The 20,002-nt window shown below is 63.9% G+C and carries 15 protein-coding genes and 1 pseudogene; 12 read left to right on the top strand and 4 right to left on the bottom strand.

Features of this window, described 5'->3' with window-relative positions; translation table 11 throughout:
- Positions 1–119: 119 nt before the first annotated feature.
- Together KLP42_RS24720 and KLP42_RS24715 are read right to left on the bottom strand one after the other, a co-directional pair.
- Positions 120–311: a hypothetical protein gene (locus KLP42_RS24720; RefSeq protein WP_215570598.1), complete on the bottom strand. Its 192-nt coding sequence runs from the start codon at positions 309–311 to the stop codon at positions 120–122.
- 113 nt (positions 312–424) lie between these two features.
- Entirely contained in the window at positions 425–1,522 is a 1,098-nt protein-coding gene (locus tag KLP42_RS24715) for a site-specific integrase (protein ID WP_215570597.1), read from the bottom strand.
- Positions 1,523–1,637: 115 nt separating this feature from the next.
- Here KLP42_RS24715 and dusA point away from each other — a divergent pair, with 115 nt between their 5' ends.
- From dusA to KLP42_RS24700, 3 genes are all read left to right on the top strand, one after another.
- A complete protein-coding gene (dusA, locus tag KLP42_RS24710; protein ID WP_215570595.1) occupies positions 1,638–2,723 on the top strand; it encodes a tRNA dihydrouridine(20/20a) synthase DusA in 1,086 nt (361 codons plus the stop codon).
- 1,450 nt (positions 2,724–4,173) lie between these two features.
- A complete protein-coding gene (locus tag KLP42_RS24705) occupies positions 4,174–5,514 on the top strand; it encodes an AAA family ATPase (protein WP_215570593.1) in 1,341 nt (446 codons plus the stop codon).
- Entirely contained in the window at positions 5,511–5,948 is a 438-nt protein-coding gene (locus KLP42_RS24700; protein ID WP_215570591.1) for a hypothetical protein, read from the top strand. The genes KLP42_RS24705 and KLP42_RS24700 overlap by 4 nt, the downstream gene beginning before the upstream one ends.
- Positions 5,949–6,064: 116 nt before the next feature.
- On the opposite strand, the gene uvrB is transcribed toward KLP42_RS24700, so the two are convergent.
- Complete coding sequence (gene uvrB / locus KLP42_RS24695; RefSeq protein WP_215570582.1) at positions 6,065–9,253, bottom strand: excinuclease ABC subunit UvrB; 3,189 nt, start codon at positions 9,251–9,253, stop codon at positions 6,065–6,067.
- A gap of 163 nt (positions 9,254–9,416) precedes the next feature.
- On the opposite strand from uvrB, the gene KLP42_RS24690 reads away from it, so the two are divergent.
- The 5 genes and pseudogenes from KLP42_RS24690 to KLP42_RS24670 all read left to right on the top strand — a co-directional run bounded on the left by KLP42_RS24690 (position 9,417) and on the right by KLP42_RS24670 (position 13,849).
- Positions 9,417–10,022, top strand: coding sequence for a class I SAM-dependent methyltransferase (locus KLP42_RS24690; protein WP_215570580.1), 606 nt, complete (start codon positions 9,417–9,419; stop codon positions 10,020–10,022).
- Positions 10,023–10,186: 164 nt separating this feature from the next.
- A complete protein-coding gene (locus KLP42_RS24685) occupies positions 10,187–10,792 on the top strand; it encodes a class I SAM-dependent methyltransferase (protein ID WP_215570578.1) in 606 nt (201 codons plus the stop codon).
- A 38-nt stretch (positions 10,793–10,830) separates the two neighbouring features.
- A pseudogene (locus KLP42_RS24680) lies at positions 10,831–11,064 on the top strand (transposase); the annotation flags it as partial.
- A gap of 158 nt (positions 11,065–11,222) precedes the next feature.
- Entirely contained in the window at positions 11,223–12,656 is a 1,434-nt protein-coding gene (locus KLP42_RS24675; RefSeq protein ID WP_215570576.1) for a DUF1800 domain-containing protein, read from the top strand.
- Between the two features lie 2 nt (positions 12,657–12,658).
- Positions 12,659–13,849, top strand: coding sequence for a DUF1501 domain-containing protein (locus KLP42_RS24670; RefSeq protein WP_502941348.1), 1,191 nt, complete (start codon positions 12,659–12,661; stop codon positions 13,847–13,849).
- Between the two features lie 44 nt (positions 13,850–13,893).
- Here KLP42_RS24670 and KLP42_RS24665 read toward each other — a convergent pair whose 3' ends face one another.
- Positions 13,894–14,280 (bottom strand): acyl-CoA thioesterase, encoded by a 387-nt coding sequence (locus tag KLP42_RS24665; protein ID WP_215570572.1) that lies wholly within the window; start codon positions 14,278–14,280, stop codon positions 13,894–13,896.
- Between the two features lie 183 nt (positions 14,281–14,463).
- Here KLP42_RS24665 and KLP42_RS24660 point away from each other — a divergent pair, with 183 nt between their 5' ends.
- The 4 genes from KLP42_RS24660 to KLP42_RS24645 all read left to right on the top strand — a co-directional run bounded on the left by KLP42_RS24660 (position 14,464) and on the right by KLP42_RS24645 (position 19,898).
- Positions 14,464–16,278, top strand: a complete 1,815-nt coding sequence (locus KLP42_RS24660) for a methyl-accepting chemotaxis protein (protein WP_215570621.1) — start codon at positions 14,464–14,466, stop codon at positions 16,276–16,278.
- A gap of 142 nt (positions 16,279–16,420) precedes the next feature.
- Positions 16,421–16,999, top strand: coding sequence for an NAD(P)H-dependent oxidoreductase (locus KLP42_RS24655; protein ID WP_215570570.1), 579 nt, complete (start codon positions 16,421–16,423; stop codon positions 16,997–16,999).
- Positions 17,000–17,301: 302 nt separating this feature from the next.
- Complete coding sequence (locus tag KLP42_RS24650; RefSeq protein WP_215570568.1) at positions 17,302–18,591, top strand: extensin family protein; 1,290 nt, start codon at positions 17,302–17,304, stop codon at positions 18,589–18,591.
- Positions 18,592–18,845: 254 nt separating this feature from the next.
- Positions 18,846–19,898: a D-alanine--D-alanine ligase family protein gene (locus KLP42_RS24645; RefSeq protein ID WP_215570566.1), complete on the top strand. Its 1,053-nt coding sequence runs from the start codon at positions 18,846–18,848 to the stop codon at positions 19,896–19,898.
- The last annotated feature ends 104 nt before the right edge of the window (positions 19,899–20,002 follow it).

Here is a 20,002-nt window from a genome sequence, read left to right as displayed (position 1 = left end):
CCGCGAACAACTGAAGTTACGTCACTAATTCCGTCATTAAAGACGTCATCAGGGATGAACTGATTGTCCCGGTAAGGATGGGTACGCCCAGGATAGCGGCCGGCTGGCATCAGTCCCTCTCATACACTAGGGATCCAGCCGCGGGTCATGCCACGGCTCATGGCGCCTTCCGTCAGGGCCAGTTGAAGCCGCAGATGGCGAAGATCGCTTAGCAAGGTCATGATCGTCGCGGCAGCATCTCCGTCTTGATAGGCGAGGGCGGCTTCCACCTCATCGACTTTTGGCGGCTCGCTGGCTTGAGCAGTGGACATGGTTTCTCCTTCGCGCTCAGAGCGTGTTGCAGCATCTTGAGTAGACAAGTGGCCCTGCAGCGACCTATTTGTTCTTATTATGTTCTCACTCGTGCAAGAGTCAACTCAGAGCCTTACTGCGCTTTCGGCTTCCACTGCCAATCAACATATTTGTCGCCCACCTGCCGAAGGTGAGTGTAGCGCTTAAGGCTAGACCAGGAGCGATGCCCAGAGACGGCGGCGACGTGCGGGATGGAAAGCCCGATCTCGAAAAGACGCGTAACACCCTCATGACGTAGATCATGGAAGCGCAGATCCTCGATGCCGAGCACTTTGCACGCCCTGGTGAAATTGGCGGTTGTCGCACTCGTGGAGTAGGGGAATATCCGCTCATCATCGCGGGGCATTCTCTCAATCACAGCCATGGCCTCTAGAGGCATATCGCACCAAACATCATTGCCTACCTTCTGTCCGGGATGCTTCATATCCCTCACAAGGATGCGAGCATTCTTGGGCTCGTAGTCCTCCCAGCGCAGGAGGGTAATTTCCTCCTGCCGACGAGTAGAAAAAAGTGCGAACAAAATGACCTGGTCCATCGGCATCGCTTGTGGTGCTCGCTTCCGGCGTTCGGTGAAGAAGGTCAGAAGCTTGTCCAACTCCTGAAGTTCCGGCCGTCTGTTGCGACTTGCGCTTTTTGAGATGATGCCCATCCGCCCCGTCACTACCTGAGCATCACGGAAAACCTGTTGCTCCAGCGGATAGCCCCACATCGGACGCGCAACTGCGAAGACGGCGCCGAGGTGAGACATATAGTTGCCAACCGTCTGCGGTTGGCGAGGCTTAATCCCTCCCTCGGGGGTCCAGCCCCCTTGAAGCTCTCGTGCGAAGGCGGACACATCGGCGCTGGTGATCGTGTCGCAGGACCTTGCCGCCAGTGGATGGCGTAAGATGGTTTCCAACACCTGCGCCTTGGTTCGGCCAATCTTGCGCATGGATGTGTCGAGGTACTTATTGATCGCATCCGCCAGCGTGACCTGCGGGGCATTGAGGGCTTCAAGCGCGCCTGGTGCTGCAAGTTGTGTCTCGCGCTTCTTGAGCCAGGCGCTGGCTGCAGGGCGCCTATCGAATGTCTGCGCCTCGGTGTGCACCTTCACGCCATCTCGCATGATCCTTATTTGTGCTGTATAAGCGCGCGAACCATCCTTGCGCCGTCGTTCGACGATAGTGCCCATGTTTTGCTACAAAGCCTTTGCCGTTTGCTACGCCGTAGCAATAGCATCAACAAAACGGGCGTCAAAGGACGCGAACGGCTGCAAACGATACAAATCTGAAAGAGCTTAAGTCCATATGGTAAAAGGAAAATCGCCGCACCCTAAGGCCCCCGTCTTCGCCGTTGCGCCGATGATCGACTGGACGGATCGGCATTGCCGGTTCTTTCACCGGCAGCTTTCGGCGCGCGCGCTGCTGTTTACCGAAATGGTGGTGGCGGATGCGATCATTCATGGGCCGCGGGAGCGGTTGCTGGGGCATCATCCGGCGGAGCATCCGGTGGTGCTGCAGCTCGGCGGTTCGGATCCGGAAAAGCTGGCCGAGGCGGTGCAGATTGCGGCGGATTTTGCCTATGACGAGATCAACCTGAATGTCGGCTGCCCCTCGGACCGGGTGCAGAGCGGCACGTTTGGCGCCTGCCTGATGAAGACGCCGGATCTGGTGGCGGCGTGCGTGGCGGCCATGAAGCGGGTCGCGACGGTGCCGGTCACGGTCAAGTGCCGCATCGGGGTGGACGATCAGGCGCCGGAAACGGTGCTGCCGGATTTCCTCGCCCGGGTGATCGCCGCCGGCGCCGATGCGGTGTGGATCCATGCGCGAAAGGCCTGGCTGCAGGGGCTGTCGCCCAAGGAAAACCGGGAAATCCCGCCGCTCGATTACAATCTCGTGCAGGCGATGAAACGGGAAAACCCGCATGTTTTCATCGGCATCAACGGCGGCATTCAGGATCTGAAGCAGGCCCTTCATCATCTGAATCATGTCGACGGCGTGATGCTGGGCCGCGCCGCCTACCAGAATGCCGGCCTGCTGACCGGGGTGGATGCGGCGCTTGCCGGGACCGCCGGACCGGAGGCGCTCGCCCGCGCCGCCGATGCTTCCGCCGCCTTCGACTGGCTGGCGCTGCGCGACACCATGATGGCCTATGCGGAGACGGTGATTGCCGGCGGCGGGCGGCTGAACCATGTCACGCGCCATATGGTCGGCCTGTTCCAGGGCTTTGCCGGCGCCCGGCGCTATCGCCAGCTGCTCTCCTCGGAGGCGACGAAGCCCGGCGTCGGGCCGGAACTGATCGCCGAGGCCTTCGCGGCGGTCGACATGGCCGGTGGCCCGCGTCTGGGATCGGGCGGCCCGGCTGCCGGCGAGGGGCAGCGCGCGGCCTCCTGACGCCGGGCCGGCAGCGCCCGCTGCCAGCGCCCATACGGTTTCCAGAGTTTTTTCGGCAGGCAGAGGCGCACCGCCTCCAGCACGGCCTCGCGCAGGTCCGGATCGGCCTGCCGCACCACCGGGCCATCGAGGACCTGCATGCGGAAATCGCCGAGAATGGCGATGCCGAGCACCAGCATCTCGGCGGTACCGTCATCGATCTCCGGGATGATGTCGCCGCGATGGCAGGGCGGCAGCTCTTCCGGCCGTGTCGCATTGCCGTTCCATCCCGGGCAGTTGCCCGCCCGGCGGCAGGCCCGCAGCGGGCAGTCGAACAGCGCCTTGCCGGCCGCCGCCATCAGGCCGCGCCGCACCCGGGCCTCATCGATCTCGATCATCGCGTCATTCGCCTGCATCTTCGCCTCCGCGCCCCTGTTGCCCGTTCCGGCCGCGCCGCGCGCAGCCGCGATCCCTCACGCGGCCGGTTTCGACCCGTGGTGTGACGCCATGTCCGGCCGGGGCGCTGAAAGCTGCCTCGTGGGGTAGTCTATAGGTAGCACCTCTCAGCGCCCCGTTCGGTTGTTTGTGCCCGCCGGTCGGTCCCTCTGTCTGAAAGGCCGGTGGTGCCGTTTGCCATCGCCGTTCCCGCATCTTCCCTTGCGGGACGGATGCGGGCGGACAACGGGCGATGCGGCCCCTGCCTGCCTTCCCCGTGTGTGCCACATAAGGCACGCCCGACGCGCAGCTGGGAGCTTTGAAGGACAGGGCGCAGACGTCCGACGCGCCTTCTCCTCCACCCGGTCGCCGGAGGGGGACCCTGTTGACGGACCCGGACCAGGCGGTTTTGCGTCTCACCCGCCTGCCCCGAACCGGCCCCGCATCGCCGGCACGCCTGCCGGTGTATCCGCTGCGGGACGAGGGGATTGTAGGCATGGATTTTGGGGGTGGGGATGAGGGGGATGAGGAAATTTTGCGGGAGGCGTGGGGCCTGGTGGGGATAAGTGTCGGAAAGCGTTGCGGATCAAAGGTTTATCGAGCTGTCGTTGGCCGTCTGCAGGCGGGTAAGTGGTACGGCAGAGCGGTTGTCGTGACGGCCCTTTCTCCCAAATGGCGAGGATTTTGGTTCGCCGACATTGGTGTTCCAGTTCATATGCGGCGACTGCGCTTGGAGTATTTGGCTGGCCGCGTAATGAGTGGGATGTTGAGCGGTGCGCCTTGCTGATCCCCTATCCATGGTGGCTAACAGTCTATTGATACCCAGTGCCCGCCCTGATATCGCGGTGAGGGTTGCAAGGCTGCCTTTATTGATGGTTTTTGTGTCAGGCTGCACGTTGGCATCGGATGGTAGGCTCCCCTAGTTTATTGCTGCTCTCAGTTGCAGAAAATTCACTTTTCCGATTTACTGGACTTGGATGAGCAGAGCGTGTTTTTCGATTATGACGCTTATCTTCGCTGAGACGCAGGGAATGAGATGCCAGCACTGATTATAAAAGATTTTTCTTGTATCAAAGAAGCTTATCTGGAGCTGGCTCCAGTAAATGTAATAATTGGCCCACAGGGCAGCGGCAAGAGTGTCACTACGAAGCTCCTTTATTTTTTTGTTGATGTACTTTCTGGTTTTGCTCAGTTCGCTGAGCGCGGCGAGAGCTTGGAGACATTTAAAAAGGCGTTGTCAAAACAGTTTTCTGTCTGGTTTCCTCCATCCGCGTGGGGGGCAGGGCGTTTCAACATCAGCTATTCTGCTGGCGCATTCGATATGAGAGTGCTCCGGCGCCGCAGCGGCGGCTCTCCATCTGATGATGTGTCGGTTAAGTTCTCAGATTGGTTTTCTGATTTCTACGAACAAACTAGTAAAAGTTTTGTCGAGCAGTTGAAAAGGCTTGACGATGAGCTAGAAGCGGAGCCTTTTGGCTCTGCTCCATTTGAGCGTTCGATGCGGGCGCGAGAGTTGGCGGTCAATAAGTTGGGAGCTGCTCTTAAGGCTGATTATGTCTCGCAGCAAACTTTCATTCCTGCTGGTCGAGCTTTTTTTACGACCATTGGGCGTCTGGTCGCTGGCTTTGAGCAGGCCGGAAGCTTGGACCCTGTTACGATTAAATTTGCAAGGTTATTCGCGAATATAAAAGACCGAAATTCGCGGATTTTAGTACATCGCAACAGTAGGCTCGGACCGGAATATCACTCTCGCCGCGAAAGCTTTATGAATCAATTGTTTGGCGGCGAACTTCGTTATGAGTCAGATTCAGAGTTTGTTCAGGCGACAGACGGAAGAAAAATACCCTTTTCATCCTTATCAAGTGGGCAGCAGGAGTTGCTGCCCATGTGGTCATTAATCGACTATTTCAGCGAGCGTGATGCTTTGAGGGCCGTTGCGAATTCCTCGCTACGTGGGTGGCGCAGAGAATTATTGTACATTGAAGAACCCGAAGCGCACTTGTTTCCCTCCGCGCAGAGTCTGCTAATGGAATTTCTGATCGGGTCCCTAACCACAGCTCGTGGAACTTCGCGTCAAAGAAGTCTTATTCTTACTACGCATAGCCCTTACATAATGGGAAAATTGAACGTGTTTTTGAAAGCTGGGCAACTTGCTCGTCGTAAAAAACGCAATCAAGACATTAATGATGTAGTTCCTAGAGAGTGCTGGCTTACCGAAAGTCAACTGGCTGCATATGCAATTCAAGATGGAGTGCTTACAAATCTTCTTAATGAAGAGGGTTTCATAGATGGTACTTACCTTGATGCTATCTCTGAAGAGATATCCCAACAATTTTCGAGCCTATTGGAAATTGAATCGGAGATATCAGGTCTATGAATGATAAATGTACGATCTCTGTTAATCATTCAAATGTGAAAGTTGAAGAGAATAAAAGAAAGGCAGTGTTCAAGAATTCTTCCTGTTCTTTATATCGGGTTTCGAAAATTGACGATTGTATAATAACCGACGGAGTTCGAGCCGATTATTTGGTTTCGAAAGACGGCGTTGCTTCTGTGGTTGTGGAACTAAAAGGAAAAAATGTCCAGCACGCCTGCGATCAAATTTTCGCCTCCGCATTGCATGAAGACGTCAAGCCTTTGCTGGAGAAAAGGCTAGGCTTTTTGATCGTGTGCTCCAAGTTTCCCCGTTTTGATACATATGTGCTTAAAGCAAAGGTTCGTGCTGCAAAAGAATTCAAGGCTGGATTTCATGTAGTGTGTGATCAGGGGGTTTTTGACATTGAAAATGTGTGTTCGATATCGGGTAAGTAAATATCTATAGAAGTCGACTATGGGCTTTTCGCGCACAAGGGAGACCGGAACGTCGTGAGGGGCGCCCCCTCATCCGCCCTTCGGGCACCTTCTCCCCGAGGGGAGAAGGGATTACGTCACCGCCCCGGCCGTCCCGTCTTGCCCTTCGTGCGGCCCTTGCGCTTGACCTCCGCCGGGTCCTCGTAGGAGCCGACGCCGACCTTGCCGCGCACGAGCGGGCGGGGATCGGCCGGGGGGGCTGCCCCCTCATCCGCCCTTCGGGCACCGTCTCCCCGTGGGGGAGAAGGGAGAACCGGTTTCTCCGACAGCTTGCCCGGCAGGGGTTTTTCGGTGCGGCCGACGGTCATTTCGTCCAGCGTGTTCTTGCGGAACAGCGGGCCCCGGGCCTGCTGTCCAGAGTTGGGAGCCAGTTCGCCCCCCTCTGGCCTGCCGGCCTGTTGGGCAGAGCCACGCGTCTCTGCCCGTCCTTCGGACCCCGCCTCAAGGGGGGAGATCGACCCGGAGCGGCGTCCTGCCCCATCGCGGCCGTTGTCGCCCTGCTTTGCCGGTGACGGCGCCAGCGACGGGGCCAGCGACTGGCGGGTGGCTTCGGCGCTGCGGCGCACGCCTTCCTGCGCCCGGGTTTCCTCGCGGGCGATCGGATCGTCCATCGACGCCAGTTCGACGGCCTTCAGGCGCTTGATCTCGTCGCGCAGGCGGGCGGCCTTTTCGAAATCGAGATCGGCGGCAGCGTCGCGCATCTGCTTTTCCAGCGCGTTGAGGTGGCTCTGCAGGTTGTTGCCCACCAGATGCCCGCCATCGGCAAAGCCCTTGGCGCCGCCCTGCACATTGGCCCCGGAAATATCGGCGCGGACATGGTCGCGTTCGTAGACGCTGTCGAGAATGTCGGAAATGCGGGCCTTGACCGATTCCGGCGTGATGCCGTGTTCGGTGTTGTAGGCCATCTGCTTTTCGCGGCGGCGCGCGGTTTCCTCCATCGCGCGCTTCATGGAGCCGGTGATGGTGTCGGCATAGAGGATGACCTTGCCATCCACGTTGCGCGCCGCGCGGCCGATGGTCTGGATAAGGGACGTCTCCGAGCGCAAAAACCCTTCCTTGTCGGCATCGAGGATGGCGACGAAACCGCATTCGGGAATGTCGAGGCCCTCGCGCAACAGGTTGATGCCGACCAGCACGTCGAAGGCACCGAGGCGAAGATCGCGGATGATCTCGATGCGCTCCAGCGTGTCGATGTCCGAATGCATGTAGCGCACGCGAACGCCCTGTTCGTGCAGGTATTCGGTCAGATCCTCCGCCATGCGCTTGGTGAGCACGGTGACCAGCGTGCGGTAACCCTTGAGCGAGGTCTCCCTGATCTCGCCCAGCACGTCGTCCACCTGGCTGCGGGCCGAGCGCACTTCCACCGGCGGATCGATGAGGCCGGTGGGGCGGATGACCTGCTCGGCAAACACGCCGCCGGACTGGTCCATCTCCCAGCCGCCGGGCGTGGCGGAGACGGCGACCGTCTGCGGCCGCATCGCATCCCATTCCTCGAAGCGCAAGGGGCGGTTGTCCATGCAGGAGGGCAGGCGGAAACCGTATTCGGCAAGTGTGGCCTTGCGGCGGAAGTCGCCGCGATACATGCCGCCGATCTGCGGAATGGTGACGTGGGATTCGTCGATGAAGATCAGCGCATTGTCCGGAATGTACTCGAACAGCGTCGGCGGCGGCTCGCCGGGGCGGCGGCCGGTGAGATAACGCGAATAGTTCTCGATGCCGTTGCAGGAGCCGGTCGCTTCCATCATCTCGATGTCGTAGCGCGTGCGCTGCTCCAGGCGCTGCGCCTCCAGGAGGCGGCCGGCCTTTTCCAGCTCGGCAAGCCGCATCTTCAGCTCGTCCTTGATCGCCTTGATCGCGCCGTTCAGCGTCGGGCGCGGCGTGACATAGTGCGAGTTGGCGTAGATCTTGACCGATTTCAGGTCGCCGGTCTTCTGGCCGGTGAGCGGATCGAATTCGGTGATCGCGTCGATCTCGTCGCCGAACAGCGAGATGCGCCAGGCGGCATCCTCCAGGTGGGCGGGGAAGAGTTCGATGGTATCGCCGCGGACCCGGAACGAGCCGCGGACGAAGTTGATGTCCTGCCGCTTGTACTGCTGGGCGACGAGATCGGCGAGCAGTTGCCGCTGGTCGATGCGGTCGCCGACCGACATCTGGAAGGTCATGGCGGTATAGGTTTCCACCGAGCCGATACCGTAGATGCAGGAGACCGAGGCGATGATGATGCAGTCGTCGCGCTCGAGGATGGCGCGCGTCGCCGCGTGGCGCATGCGGTCGATCTGCTCGTTGATCGAGCTTTCCTTCTCGATATAGGTGTCCGAGCGGGGCACATAGGCCTCCGGCTGGTAATAATCGTAGTAGGAGACGAAATATTCCACCGCATTGTCGGGGAAAAAATTCTTGAACTCCGAATAGAGCTGGGCGGCGAGAGTCTTGTTCGGCGCGAGGATGACGGCGGGGCGCTGGGTGGCCTCGATCACCTTGGCCATGGTGAAGGTCTTGCCCGAGCCGGTGACGCCGAGCAGCACCTGGGAACGTTCGCCGGAGTTCAGGCCCTCGACGAGATCGGCGATCGCGGTCGGCTGGTCGCCGGCCGGCTGGTAGTCGGAGACCATGCGGATCGGGATGCCGCCTTCCGACTTTTCCGGCCGGGCGGGGCGGTGCGGCGTCCACAGCTTGCCGTCCTTGAACAGCGGATTGCCGCTTTCGATGAGTTTCGCCAGCGCATCGACGGTGGCGGTGACGGCGCCGGGCGCGAGCGACTGCGCCTCTTCCAGCGACACATCCATGCCGGCGACCGGATTGAGGCCGGCGGCGGCGCGCGTCTTCGGATCGGAGGAGGCGCCGATCGACACGCCGCGGGAGGTTTTTTGCGAGGTGGTGTTCTTCGCGGTCTCTTTTGCGCTCACGCTGCCGTCGCTGCGCGACTTCGCTCCGCGGGGGCCTCGCAACGGCTCGGACGCCCGGTCGGGCTTGCGGCCTGCGGCCGAACCAGAGTTAGCTTCTTTCGCGCGCGCGGCTTCCTCCTCCTTCGCCTCGCGGATCGCCTGTTCGCGCGCGGCGATCTCGATCTTCTTGCGATGCTTGCCGGCCTTCGAGGCGATCTCGCGCTGGGTTTCCATCGCGCCCGCCTCGGCATCGGCTTCCAGCTGGCGCACCCAGTCGGCGACGGAGCCCTGCAGGGGGGCGCCTTCGAAGGACTCCTGCGGCGCTTCCTCGAAACCGGTGACGGAGGTCTGGGACGGGGATTTTTTCGGCGATCTGGACATGCCGCAAATATGGAGGGAGTCCGCCGGAAAGGGAAGGGTGCCAGCGAAACAAATTGAGAACGCGGCAGTGCTCCCCCGCATCGTCATCCTGGCGCAAGATGCGTGTGCGCATATCCGAATATTCGGAATCATCGGGGCGCCGCCATGCGCCGGAAAGGACATCATGCAAACGGTCGAGCAGCGCCAGCGTCTGAAGGAAAGCATGCCGCAGACCGCGCTCGGGCTGCATCATACGGAACACTGCCGGCTGCTGCCCAATCGAAGCGAGCTTCTGCTGCGGCTGCCGCGCGGCGGCGTCTGCGCCGAGATCGGCGCCGCCTATGGCGATTTCACCGCCGATATCCTGTCGCTGAACAATCCCGCCCAGCTGCACCTGATCGACGCCTGGGACACCGACCGCTACCGCATCGGCCTGGAGCAGATCCGCCAGAAATTCGCGCCGCGCATCGAGGAAGGGAGGCTGCAGATCCATCAGGGCCTCTCCACCGTGAAGCTGCAGGAGTTTCCCGACCACTTCTTCGACTGGGTCTATATCGACACCAACCACACCTTCCACACCACCTGGGAGGAACTGGTGCTGAGCCATCGCAAGGTGAAGAGGGACGGGCTGATCTGCGGCCACGACTTCTGCACCGGCAACATCATCACGCCGGTGGTCTATGGCGTCGTGGAGGCGGTCACCAAGTTCTGCCAGGATGCCGGCTGGCGGTTCGAATATCTGACCGTGGAATCGCACGGCCACTTCTCCTTCTGCCTGCGCCGCCTCTGACGGGTACGGCGCCATCGGAAGACGGGCATGGGGGCGGGGATCACTCCTTCGTGCGGCAAAGGCATTGGCCTTTCGCCACCGCTTGTTCTAGAGACGGAGATCATGGCGGTCCGCGGCACTTCTGCCGGCGGGCCCGATCGCCGGTCTGGAGGCCTGATCCGAAAATGCTGTCCCTCGAAAAGCGGCAGGCGCTGAAGAACAGCACGCCGCGCACCATGCTCTCGCTGCACCACACGGAAAACTGCCGCCTGCTGCCGAACCGCACCGAGCTTCTGCACCGCCTGCCGCATGGCGGCGTGGCGGCCGAAATCGGTGTGGCCTTCGGCGATTACACGCGCGAGATCGTGGCGCACAATCGCCCCGCCCGGCTGCATCTGATCGATGCCTGGGACCTGACCCGCTATAACGAGGGCTACGAGACCGTGCGCTCCGCCTTCGCCGGGGAGATCGAGCAGGGCAAGGTGCAGCTGCATGTGGGCGGCTCCACCGACATGCTGCCGTCCTTTGCCGATGCCACCTTCGACTGGGTCTATATCGACACCGACCATTCCTATGCCAATACCTGGAACGAACTGGTGCTGTGCGATGCCAAGGTGAAGCGCGACGGCCGCATCTGCGGCCATGATTTCTGCACCGGCAACGTCATCAAGCCGGTGGTCTATGGCGTGGTGCAGGCGGTCAACAAATTCTGCGTCGACTATGGCTGGCAGTTCGAATATCTGACGGTGGAGCCGGACGCCCACTTCTCCTACTGCCTGAAGCGGCTCTGAGTGGCTGCCTCAAACAGAGGTGGTGATTTCAAGAGGTTATGATTCCTTCGGATTTGCGAAGATCCGATGGAGTTCACGAGGGCCTGGATAGAAAACACCCGTCGGCGCCATGCCCGGCGGACGGCACGCTATGCAGGCGACATGACAGATGGAGAATGGGCACTGGTTGACCTTTTCTTCCACTACGCCGCCGCCTGGGTCGCCCTCGCACCACCGATTTGCGCAAGGTCGTCAAGGCTCTGCTTTCCATCGTCACGACCGGTTGCCAATGGTGGTTGGCGCGCTTGACCGTCTCGCTGCCACTACGACGGAAGGTTGCGGTGGAACCTCGGAGGGCAACAGGCGTTGCCGGTCCGAAAAAGGCCGCAATCTCACAGTGCTTCCGTCACAATCGCACGCCATGTTTCGGCAGGTTGCAAAGGGTGATCATATGGCTCTTCCCAGTTCGATCCTTGCCGCGCGGCGTTTCGGCTACGGGCTGAAGCCCGGCGAGACGCCGCCGGGCGACGTGGATGGACTGATGCTGCAGGTGCAGCGGGGGGCGGCGGCAAAGCCACGTTTTCCCCGCGAGGGGCTGGCCGGCCGACGCGAGACGATCGGCCGGATGCTGACGGTGCGCGCCGTGGAGGCGAAGGCCGCGGCGGAGGGGCGACCGAACCCGGCGCTGCGGCAGGACATGCAGGCGGAGGTGCGCCGAATCTTCCGTCGCGACGCGCTGGCCCGCATGGCCCAGGCGGTGTCATCCGAGAACGGTTTCTTCGAGCGGCTGGCAAGCTTCTGGCTCGACCATTTTTCCGTCAGCGCCCGCAAGGCCTACGAGATGCGCATGGTGGTGCCGCTGTTCGAGGCGGAGGCGCTGCGACCCAACCTGGCCGGCCCGTTCCGCACGCTGTTGCGCGCCGCCGTGCTGCATCCGGCCATGCTCATCTATCTGGATGCCGAGGCGCCGACCGCCGACGCCGCCGCACAGCCGGCGCAGAACACCCGCCTTGCCCGCGAACTGCTCGAACTGCACACGCTGGGGGAGGGTGCCGCCTATACGGCCGATGACCTGCAGGCGGCCGCGCATATTCTCGGCGGGCTTGCGGTGGATGCGCGCAGCCTCGAAGTGTCGTTCCGCCCGGCGGCGGCCGGCGCCACGCGCCTTGCCCTGCTGGGGCAGAGCTATGCCGATCGCGCCCAGACGGCGCATCTTGCCATGCTGGACGATCTGGCGGCCCGGCCGGACACGGTGCGTCACATCTGCGGCAAGCTTGCCGTGCATTTCATTGCCGACGCGCCGCCGGAGGATCTGGTGGCGGATATGGTGGCCGCCTGGCAGGAGACGGATGGCCGGCTGGATGCCGTCTATCGCGCCATGCTGTCGCATCCGAGTGCCTGGGACGAGACGCCGGGCAAGATCATTCCGCCCTTCGATTTCGTCATCTCCGGCTTTCGCAGCCTGGAGCGACAGGGCGGCGAGTTTTCCGCCGTGGCGCGGGCCGCCGAGGACGGCAATGCCGACTGGCGGCAGGCTGCGCCGGTGGCAAGGCGCGGCGTCGCCGTCGAGCAGCCGGACGTGGCCTATGCGCTGACGCTGGAAGCGCTCGGCCGCATGGGGCAGCCGATCTGGCAGCCGCCGAGTGCCGCCGGCTTTCCGGATGGCGCAGCCGCCTGGCTTTATGCCGGGCAGTTGCGCGAGCGTCTCGCCTGGGCGCGGCTGGTGGCACGCACGCTGGGGCAGGGGCTGCAGCCGGCCGATTATCTCGAGGCTGCGCTTGGCGGGACGGCCCGTGCCGCGACCCGGCAGGCGGTGGCCGAGGCGCCGAGTCGCGTGCAGGGGCTGACGCTGGTGCTGGCCTCGCCGGAGTTCAACAGGAGATGACCATGGCCGAACCTCTTCTGCCACCTGTCTCGCGGCGCGGCTTCCTGAAGGCGGCGGCGGGTGTCGCAAGCCTGCCGCTTTCGACCACCGCGACGCTTGCCGCCACCGGTGGCGACAGCCGTCTGGTGGTTGTGCTGCTGCGCGGCGGGATGGATGGCGTCGATCTGGTGCAGCCCTATGCGGATCCGGGCCTCGAGAGCCTGCGCCCGGCGCTGGCACTGTCGCCGCGCAGCGGCCTGCTCGATCTCGACGGCTTCTTCGGCCTGTCTCCCGCCGCCGCCGGGCTGATGCCGCTCTGGCAGGCGGGTCAACTCGGTTTCGTTCACGCGGTTGCCACGCCCTATCGCGGCATGCAGCACTTCGAGGCGCAGGACATGCTGGAAACCGCCGAGGTGGAAGGCCGGGCCGGCCGCACCGGCTGGCTCAACCGGGCGCTGTCGCTGATGCCGCGCGCCGGCCAGCGAAGGGCGGTGGACATTACCGCCGCCGTGGAGCCGATTCTCGCCGGGCCCAATCCGGTCGATGTGTGGGCCGCGCGGCCGGACCTGCCGCTGTGCAGCGACGAGATGCACGGTTTTGCCGATCTCTATGCCGCCGATCCGGGCTTTGCCGCGACCTTCGCGGATGTCGCCGGGGCCGGCGCGGGCGGCCTGTTCGACGCGGCGGCACGCCGGACCGCAATTGCCGACATGGCCCGCCAGGTGGGCGTCATGCTGAACGGCGATTACCGGGTGGCGAGCTTTTCGCTGGAAGGCTGGGACACGCATGTGGACCAGCGCGGGCAGTTTCCGCAGGCGGCCGGCGATCTGGCCGCGGCGATTGTCGCGCTGCGCGAGGGCATGACGCCCGCCGCCTGGGATGCGACGATCGTGCTGGCGCTGACGGAATTCGGGCGCAGCCTGCGGATCAACGCGCGCGGCGGCACCGATCACGGCGCGGCAAGCGTTGCGGTTCTGGCAGGCGGCGGCCTGTCCGGCAGCGGATTGTCCCGCCGCGCCGTGATGGGGCGCTGGCCGGGGCTGCAGGACGAGGCCCTGTTCGACGGTCATGCGCTGATGCCGACGACCGACACGCGCGACGTTGCCGCCGCGGTGCTGCACCGCCAGTTCGACATCACCCCGGCAAGCCTGACCGGCAAGATCTTCCCCGGCCTTGCCTTCGATGCCGCCGCAGCGCTGCTGCAGGCGGGCTGAAGGCAAGCCATCCTCACGGCGCCGCGCGAAGCGGCGCCGTACCGTCAGTCGGCGGGGACGGGGCTCGGCTGGCCGGTCTCATCGAGTGCGACCATGATGAACGTGCCTTCGGTGACCTTCTCCAGCATGCCGATGCGCGCGCGGTTGACCCAGGCTTCCACCTGCAGGGTGATCGAGGTACGGCCGATGCGGGTGACGTCGGTATAGATGCTGAGCGTGTCGCCAATCTTGACCGGGCGCTGGAAGGCCATTTCCTTGACGGCGGCCGTGACGACGCGGGTTCTGGCCCGCTCGCCGGCGCGGATGCCGGCTGCAAGGTCCATCTGCGCCATGACCCAGCCGCCGAAGATATCGCCCGCGGGATTGGCATCCCCCGGCATGGCCAGGGTGCGCAGGGTCAGTTCTCCCTCGGGAAGCGTCTGGTCGTGCATGCGGATGACTCCTCGTTTCTCTCTTGTGCGATGCAGCATACGCCGGACTTTAGGTCCGCCGCGTGGGCCTGGCAACGGCTTTGCCGCAAGGGAGAACCCGTAGAATTGCAAGTCTCGCGTTTACGGCATGGAAAGCACGCTGCCCTAGCCTCTTGCGAAAGTCGTATCCTGAGGAGGTGCATGATGACGAAATTCCGCCTGTCGACCAGGCTCTACATGCTGGTAGCGCTTGCGGTCGTCATTCTGGTCGCCGCCATGGCGCTCAGTCTCTCCCAAAGCTTCGATGCGCTGGAAAAGGAGCGCAAGGCCTCCCTGGCCGCGATGAATGCCAATGCGCTGAGCCTGATCAAGACCTATCACGATCGCGAACTGGCCGGCACCATGACGCGCGAGGAGGCGCAGGCGCAGGCCAGGCAACTGATCGGCGCCATGCGCTATGACAATGGCAGCGGCTATTTCTGGATCAATGACATGCATCCGCGCATGGTGATGCATCCGATCAAGCCGGAGATGAACGGCAATGACCTTACGCAGACAAAGGATCCCAACGGCAAGTTCCTCTTCGTCGAGTTCGTCAATGCCGTGAAGGCCTCCGGACAGGGCTTCGTCGATTACGACTGGCCGAAGCCGGGCGCCGACAAGCCGGTGGAAAAATATTCGCATGTGGCGGCCTTTGCCCCCTGGGGCTGGATCGTCGGCACCGGTGTCTATGTGGACGACCTGAAGGCGCTCTACTGGCGCAAGGCGCTGCGCTTCTCGCTGATCTCGGGCTTCGGCATGCTGCTTCTGGCCGGCGGGGCGCTTCTGATCGTCAAGAGCGTCACCAGTCCGGTCGGCCGCATCCGCACCGCGCTGCAGCGCATGGCCGCCGGCGAGCCCGCCATTGCCATCGAGGGCACCGAGGCGCGCGACGAACTGGGCGACATCGCCCGCTCGCTGCTGGTGCTGCGCGATGCGGTGGAGGAACGGACCTTGCTGCAGAGGCGCGATGCGGAGCAGCAGCGTGCGCTGGCGCAGGACCGCGAACAGGTGGCCGAAACGGTGCGCGCGGCGGCCGAGCGGCAGGCCCGCGCCATGCAGCTGCTCGGCGATGCGCTGGAGGCCCTGTCGCGTGGCGACCTTTCGGTATCGCTCGGCGATCTCGGCGCCGATTTCGCCAAGGTGCGCGACGACTTCAACCTGGCGGTCGGTTCGCTGCGCGGCACGATCGAGGACATTGCCCGCACCGGGCAGGTGGTCGGCGAAAGCGCGCTCGATATCAGCCGCGCCACCGGCACGCTGCAGCAGCGCACCGAGCAGCAGGCGGCAGCCCTGGAAGAGGCGGCGGCGGCCCTGGAGCAGATCACCGCCACGGTGAAGACGGCATCGGAGCGGGCCGCCGAGGCGCGCGCCATGGTGGCCGATACCCGCAGCAGCGCCGGCCGTTCCGGCGCGATCGTGCGCGATGCGGTGGACGCGATGGGCCGCATCGAGGAATCCTCCAGCCGCATCGGCCAGATCATCTCGGTGATCGATGAAATCGCCTTCCAGACCAATCTGCTGGCGCTCAATGCCGGCGTCGAGGCGGCACGCGCCGGCGAGGCCGGCCGCGGCTTTGCCGTGGTGGCACAGGAGGTGCGCGAACTGGCGCAGCGCTCCGCCAATGCGGCCCGCGAGATCAAGACCCTGATCAACAGTTCCGCGCAGGAAGTGGAGGCGGGCGTTTCGCTGGTGCGCACCACCGGCGAGGCACTGGTGGAGATCGTCCAGCTTGTCGACCGGGTGAATGCCCAGGTGGAAGGCATCGCCACCGCCGCCCGCGAGCAGGCCGCCGGCCTGCAGGAGATCAATGCCTCGGTCAACCACATGGACCAGATGACCCAGCAGAACGCCGCCATGGTGCATGATTCGGCGACGGCAGGTCAGACGCTGGCCGCGCAGAGCCAGCACCTGCGCGACCTGCTGGAAGGCTTTCGCCTCCAGGGTTCCGCGGCCCCTTTGCCCCGGCGCGCCGCCTGACGCCCCTGCGGCGTCTCAGGGGTGAACACGAGGCCCGCTTCCTCCGGGGGGCGGGCTTTTTCGCGTCGATTGATCCGACGCAATGTGCAGCCGGCCGGCGGCGGGCATGCTTCGTGCGGTCTCCAACGAAGGGATGGCAGCGATGGTGCAGATCGTGATCATTGACGGACATCCGGATCCCGCCGGAGGCCATCTGTGCGATGCGCTGGCAGAGGCCTATGCAAGAGGGGCAAAGCAGGCCGGGCACACCGTCAGCCATCTGCGGCTGGCGGCGATGGAGATCGAGGTGCTGCGCTCGCAAAACGATCAGGAGCACGGTCAGCCCGGCTCCGACATTCTGCGCGCCCAGCAGGAAATCCGGGCGGCGAGCCATCTCGTGCTGATCTTTCCGCTGTGGCTGGGCGACATGCCGGCGCTGACAAAGGCCTTTCTCGAGCAGGTGGCCCGGCCGGGCTTTGCCTATGCGCCGGGCAAGGGGCCGTTTGCCGCCAAACTGCTGGCGGGACGCAGCGCCCGCGTGGTGATCACCATGGGCATGCCGGCCTTCTGGTATCGCTTCGTCTATCGCGCGGCCAGCCTGACGGCGCTGAAGATCGGCATCCTGCGTTTCGTCGGGTTCGCGCCGGTTCGGGCGACGCTGATCGGCTCCGTCGCGGCGCCGGACTTCGATGGCGACCGCTGGCTTGCCCGTCTGGAGAGGCTGGGCCGCGCCGCCCGCTGACCAGCGCGCCCGGCCCCGCCTGTTGACCGTCGACGGATGCCCCGCCTTCCCGGCCGCGTCGGTGGCGGCTTTCCCTTTGCCTGATTTTTTCTGTCTCGGCCCTGCCGGTCATGCGTTGATCCGTGCGCGGAGGCGCACGGACTGCAGCTTGTCGGGATGTTTCGAAACAATTCACTTTCTGCGTGTGCCCCGATTTTCGACGGGTGCAAAATGACTCTTTTTGGGAAAGTTTTCGTTTACCTTATCTGGTTACCGTTTCGTCGCTGGGACTCTTCCCGAAACGAAACAGGTGAGCAGTCGGAATGGCACAGGCGACTTCCTGCCGGCGGGCACTGGCCTTCCTGACGACGACGGTTCTGATCGCCGGCTGTTCCTTCACCGACATGGTGCCGCCGGCACCGATCGATCGCGGCACGCGCGTCTCCGCCATTCCGCCGTCCGACATCACCTCTCCGGCCGAAAGCGTTCGCGACGGCTATCCGATGCCGCCGCAGCCGCTGGCCCGGCTGCAGGATGGCCAGGTGGGGGCGCAGGCCGGTTCAGGCTGGCTTGCCATTCCGGAAGGCGGCGTGAACATGGATGCGGAACTGGGGGTTGCGCCGCCCGAACCTCAGGCGGCCGATGGTGGCCGTGTGATGGGGCTGGCACAAGAACAGCAGTTCGACATTGCCGAGGGCAATAGCGTGCATCCGGTGGTGGACGGGATCGGCACCGACACGCCCGTGCAGCGGCAGCCGCTGGCACGGTCAGATGTTCCGCAGGCGGCAGCCGAGGATTATGTGATCGTGCCGCCGAAGCGCCAGGCACAGCCGCCGCGCGGCGAGATGGCGGCAGCAGGCGCACGCTGGAGCGACAATCAGCCGGTGCTGCCGCCAAGCCGGGCGCGCAGCGATGCCCCCGGCAATGTTCCCATGGGGGCGCCCATGCAGGCACCGATGGAAGCGCCGCGCCAGGTGGCCATGGTGATGCCGCAGAATCCGGCCTATCCGCCGCGCCAGAGCGACTGGGGCATGAGCCCGCTGCCGGCACCGCTGCCGGCCTCGGAGATTGCCTGCCGTCGCGAGCTTCAGCGGCTTGGCGTGCAGTTCCGCGACAAGCCGCGCATCTATGACGGCCCGAGCTGCGGCATCGAGCATCCGGTCGAGCTGACGGGCCTTTCCGGCAATATCGGCGTGAAGCCGGGCGTGACGCTGAACTGCCAGACGACACTGGCCTTTGCCCAGTGGGTGCGCAATGAACTGGCCCCCGCCGCACGCCTGCGCTACCTGACCGGTGTGCGCACCATCGAGCCGCTCGGCGGCTATTCCTGCCGGCGGATGAACAACAGCCGCCAGGCCTATAACCCGATGTCGGAACACGCCCGCGGCAATGCCATCGATGTCGGCCGCTTCGTGTTGAAGAACGGTCACGAGATCGATGTGCGCAAGAAGGGTCTGTTCTCCTTCCGCGAAGGTGCGCTGCTGAAGGCGGTGCGCTCCGACAGCTGCCGATATTTCAACACGGTGCTGGGGCCGGGCAGCAATCCCGAACACTGGAACCATTTCCACTTCGACCTCAGGAACCGCGCATCCGGCAACCGCATCTGCGACTGAGCCGCGTCGTGGCGCCGGATGGTGCCTCTCTCAGGCTGTTCCCGCGCTGTCCCGGCATGCGCCTTGCGGGCGACGCCGCGTGACGGGCTTGCGCGGCGGCCGATGGGCGGATGACGGGTGGATCGGCACGGTTTTGGCCGGACCGGCCGGGCGGTCCAACTTTCGACACAGAAGGGTTGATGCATGGCGGCCATGTTCCACCAAAGGTCGCCTTGATCCGCCGGCGCCTCTTTTCGCGAAAAAGGAAAACCTGCATGAGCCTTCTCACCGTCGGCGTCCTCTATGGTGGCCAGTCGGCCGAGCACGATGTCTCCTTGATGTCGGCCGCCAATGTGATGAAGGCGATGGACCGCGCCCGCTACCGGGTTGTGCCGATCGCCATCGGCCGTGACGGGGTCTGGTGGCTGAATGCGGATGCCGGCGAGGGCGCCGTGCCGCAGCCGGGCAGTGGCGTCTGCATCGCGCTGGTGCCGGGCGGACGGGGCCGGCTGGTGGCGGTGGACGACGCGACGGCGGAGCCGCTGCCGAGGCTCGACCTGCTGTTTCCCGTGCTGCATGGCCGCTTCGGCGAAGACGGCACCGTGCAGGGCTATGCCGAAATGGCGGGTCTGCCCTATGCCGGCTGCGGCATTCTCGGATCGGCGGCGGCCATGGACAAGGATGCCGCCAAGCGCCTGCTGCGCGAGGCCGGCGTGCCCGTTGCCCGCTCGGTGACGCTGGCGGCCGGCGAGGCAGCCGATGCGGACCACCTGGCAGACCGCTTCGGCTATCCCTTCTTCGTCAAGCCGGCCCGGCAGGGCTCCTCCTTCGGCGTGTCGCGCGTCGATGGCGCCCAGGCGGTGAAGCCGGCGCTGATGAAGGCCTTCGACTTCGACGACAAGATCCTGGTCGAGGAATTCCTGCACGGCCGCGAGATCGAATGCGCGGTGCTGGAGCATGCGGATGGCCGGCTGACCATTTCGCCGCCCGGCGAGATCGTCACCTCCGCCAAGCATGATTTCTACAATTACGAGGCCAAGTATTTCGATCCGGACGGGGCAAAGATCGTCATTCCGGCCGAGGTGCCGCAGGCGGTGGTGGAGGAGGCGATGGCGCTTTCCGCCCGCGCCTTCCGGGCACTCTCCTGCCAGGGGATTGCACGCGTCGATTTCTTCCTGCTGGAGGACGGGCGCCTGTGCCTCAACGAGGTCAATACCATGCCGGGCTGCACCAATCGCAGCATGTATCCGCTGGCGCTTGCCGAATGCGGGGTGAGCTATTCCGGCTGGATCGACGTGGCGATCGCGTTCGGCTTGCAGCGGCGCTGAGGGAGAGGCGACGGGGCGGCATTCTGCGGCCAGATTTCCCGCCGCCCTCGCCAATCCCGCTTCGTGCCTATATAAGACGCAGCGTCCTGCCCAAAAATCACGCG

It is taken from the genome of Rhizobium sp. CSW-27, assembly GCF_018760785.1.
Classification (GTDB): Bacteria; Pseudomonadota; Alphaproteobacteria; order Rhizobiales; family Rhizobiaceae; genus Neorhizobium.
This window is presented reverse-complemented; position numbering and strand designations above follow the sequence as displayed.

Bases quoted from the DNA above. Each gene is read 5' to 3' on its own strand.
- KLP42_RS24670 (WP_502941348.1), top strand. From the start codon at position 12,659: ATGGCCGAACCTCTTCTGCCACCTGTCTCGCGGCGCGGCTTCCTGAAG.
- dusA (WP_215570595.1), top strand. From the start codon at position 1,638: ATGGTAAAAGGAAAATCGCCGCACCCTAAGGCCCCCGTCTTCGCCGTT.
- uvrB (WP_215570582.1), bottom strand. From the start codon at position 9,253: ATGTCCAGATCGCCGAAAAAATCCCCGTCCCAGACCTCCGTCACCGGT.
- KLP42_RS24650 (WP_215570568.1), top strand. From the start codon at position 17,302: ATGGCACAGGCGACTTCCTGCCGGCGGGCACTGGCCTTCCTGACGACG.
- KLP42_RS24700 (WP_215570591.1), top strand. From the start codon at position 5,511: ATGAATGATAAATGTACGATCTCTGTTAATCATTCAAATGTGAAAGTT.
- KLP42_RS24715 (WP_215570597.1), bottom strand. From the start codon at position 1,522: ATGGGCACTATCGTCGAACGACGGCGCAAGGATGGTTCGCGCGCTTAT.
- KLP42_RS24690 (WP_215570580.1), top strand. From the start codon at position 9,417: ATGCAAACGGTCGAGCAGCGCCAGCGTCTGAAGGAAAGCATGCCGCAG.
- KLP42_RS24685 (WP_215570578.1), top strand. From the start codon at position 10,187: ATGCTGTCCCTCGAAAAGCGGCAGGCGCTGAAGAACAGCACGCCGCGC.
- KLP42_RS24665 (WP_215570572.1), bottom strand. From the start codon at position 14,280: ATGCACGACCAGACGCTTCCCGAGGGAGAACTGACCCTGCGCACCCTG.
- KLP42_RS24645 (WP_215570566.1), top strand. From the start codon at position 18,846: ATGAGCCTTCTCACCGTCGGCGTCCTCTATGGTGGCCAGTCGGCCGAG.
- KLP42_RS24675 (WP_215570576.1), top strand. From the start codon at position 11,223: ATGGCTCTTCCCAGTTCGATCCTTGCCGCGCGGCGTTTCGGCTACGGG.
- KLP42_RS24720 (WP_215570598.1), bottom strand. From the start codon at position 311: ATGTCCACTGCTCAAGCCAGCGAGCCGCCAAAAGTCGATGAGGTGGAA.
- KLP42_RS24655 (WP_215570570.1), top strand. From the start codon at position 16,421: ATGGTGCAGATCGTGATCATTGACGGACATCCGGATCCCGCCGGAGGC.
- KLP42_RS24705 (WP_215570593.1), top strand. From the start codon at position 4,174: ATGCCAGCACTGATTATAAAAGATTTTTCTTGTATCAAAGAAGCTTAT.
- KLP42_RS24660 (WP_215570621.1), top strand. From the start codon at position 14,464: ATGACGAAATTCCGCCTGTCGACCAGGCTCTACATGCTGGTAGCGCTT.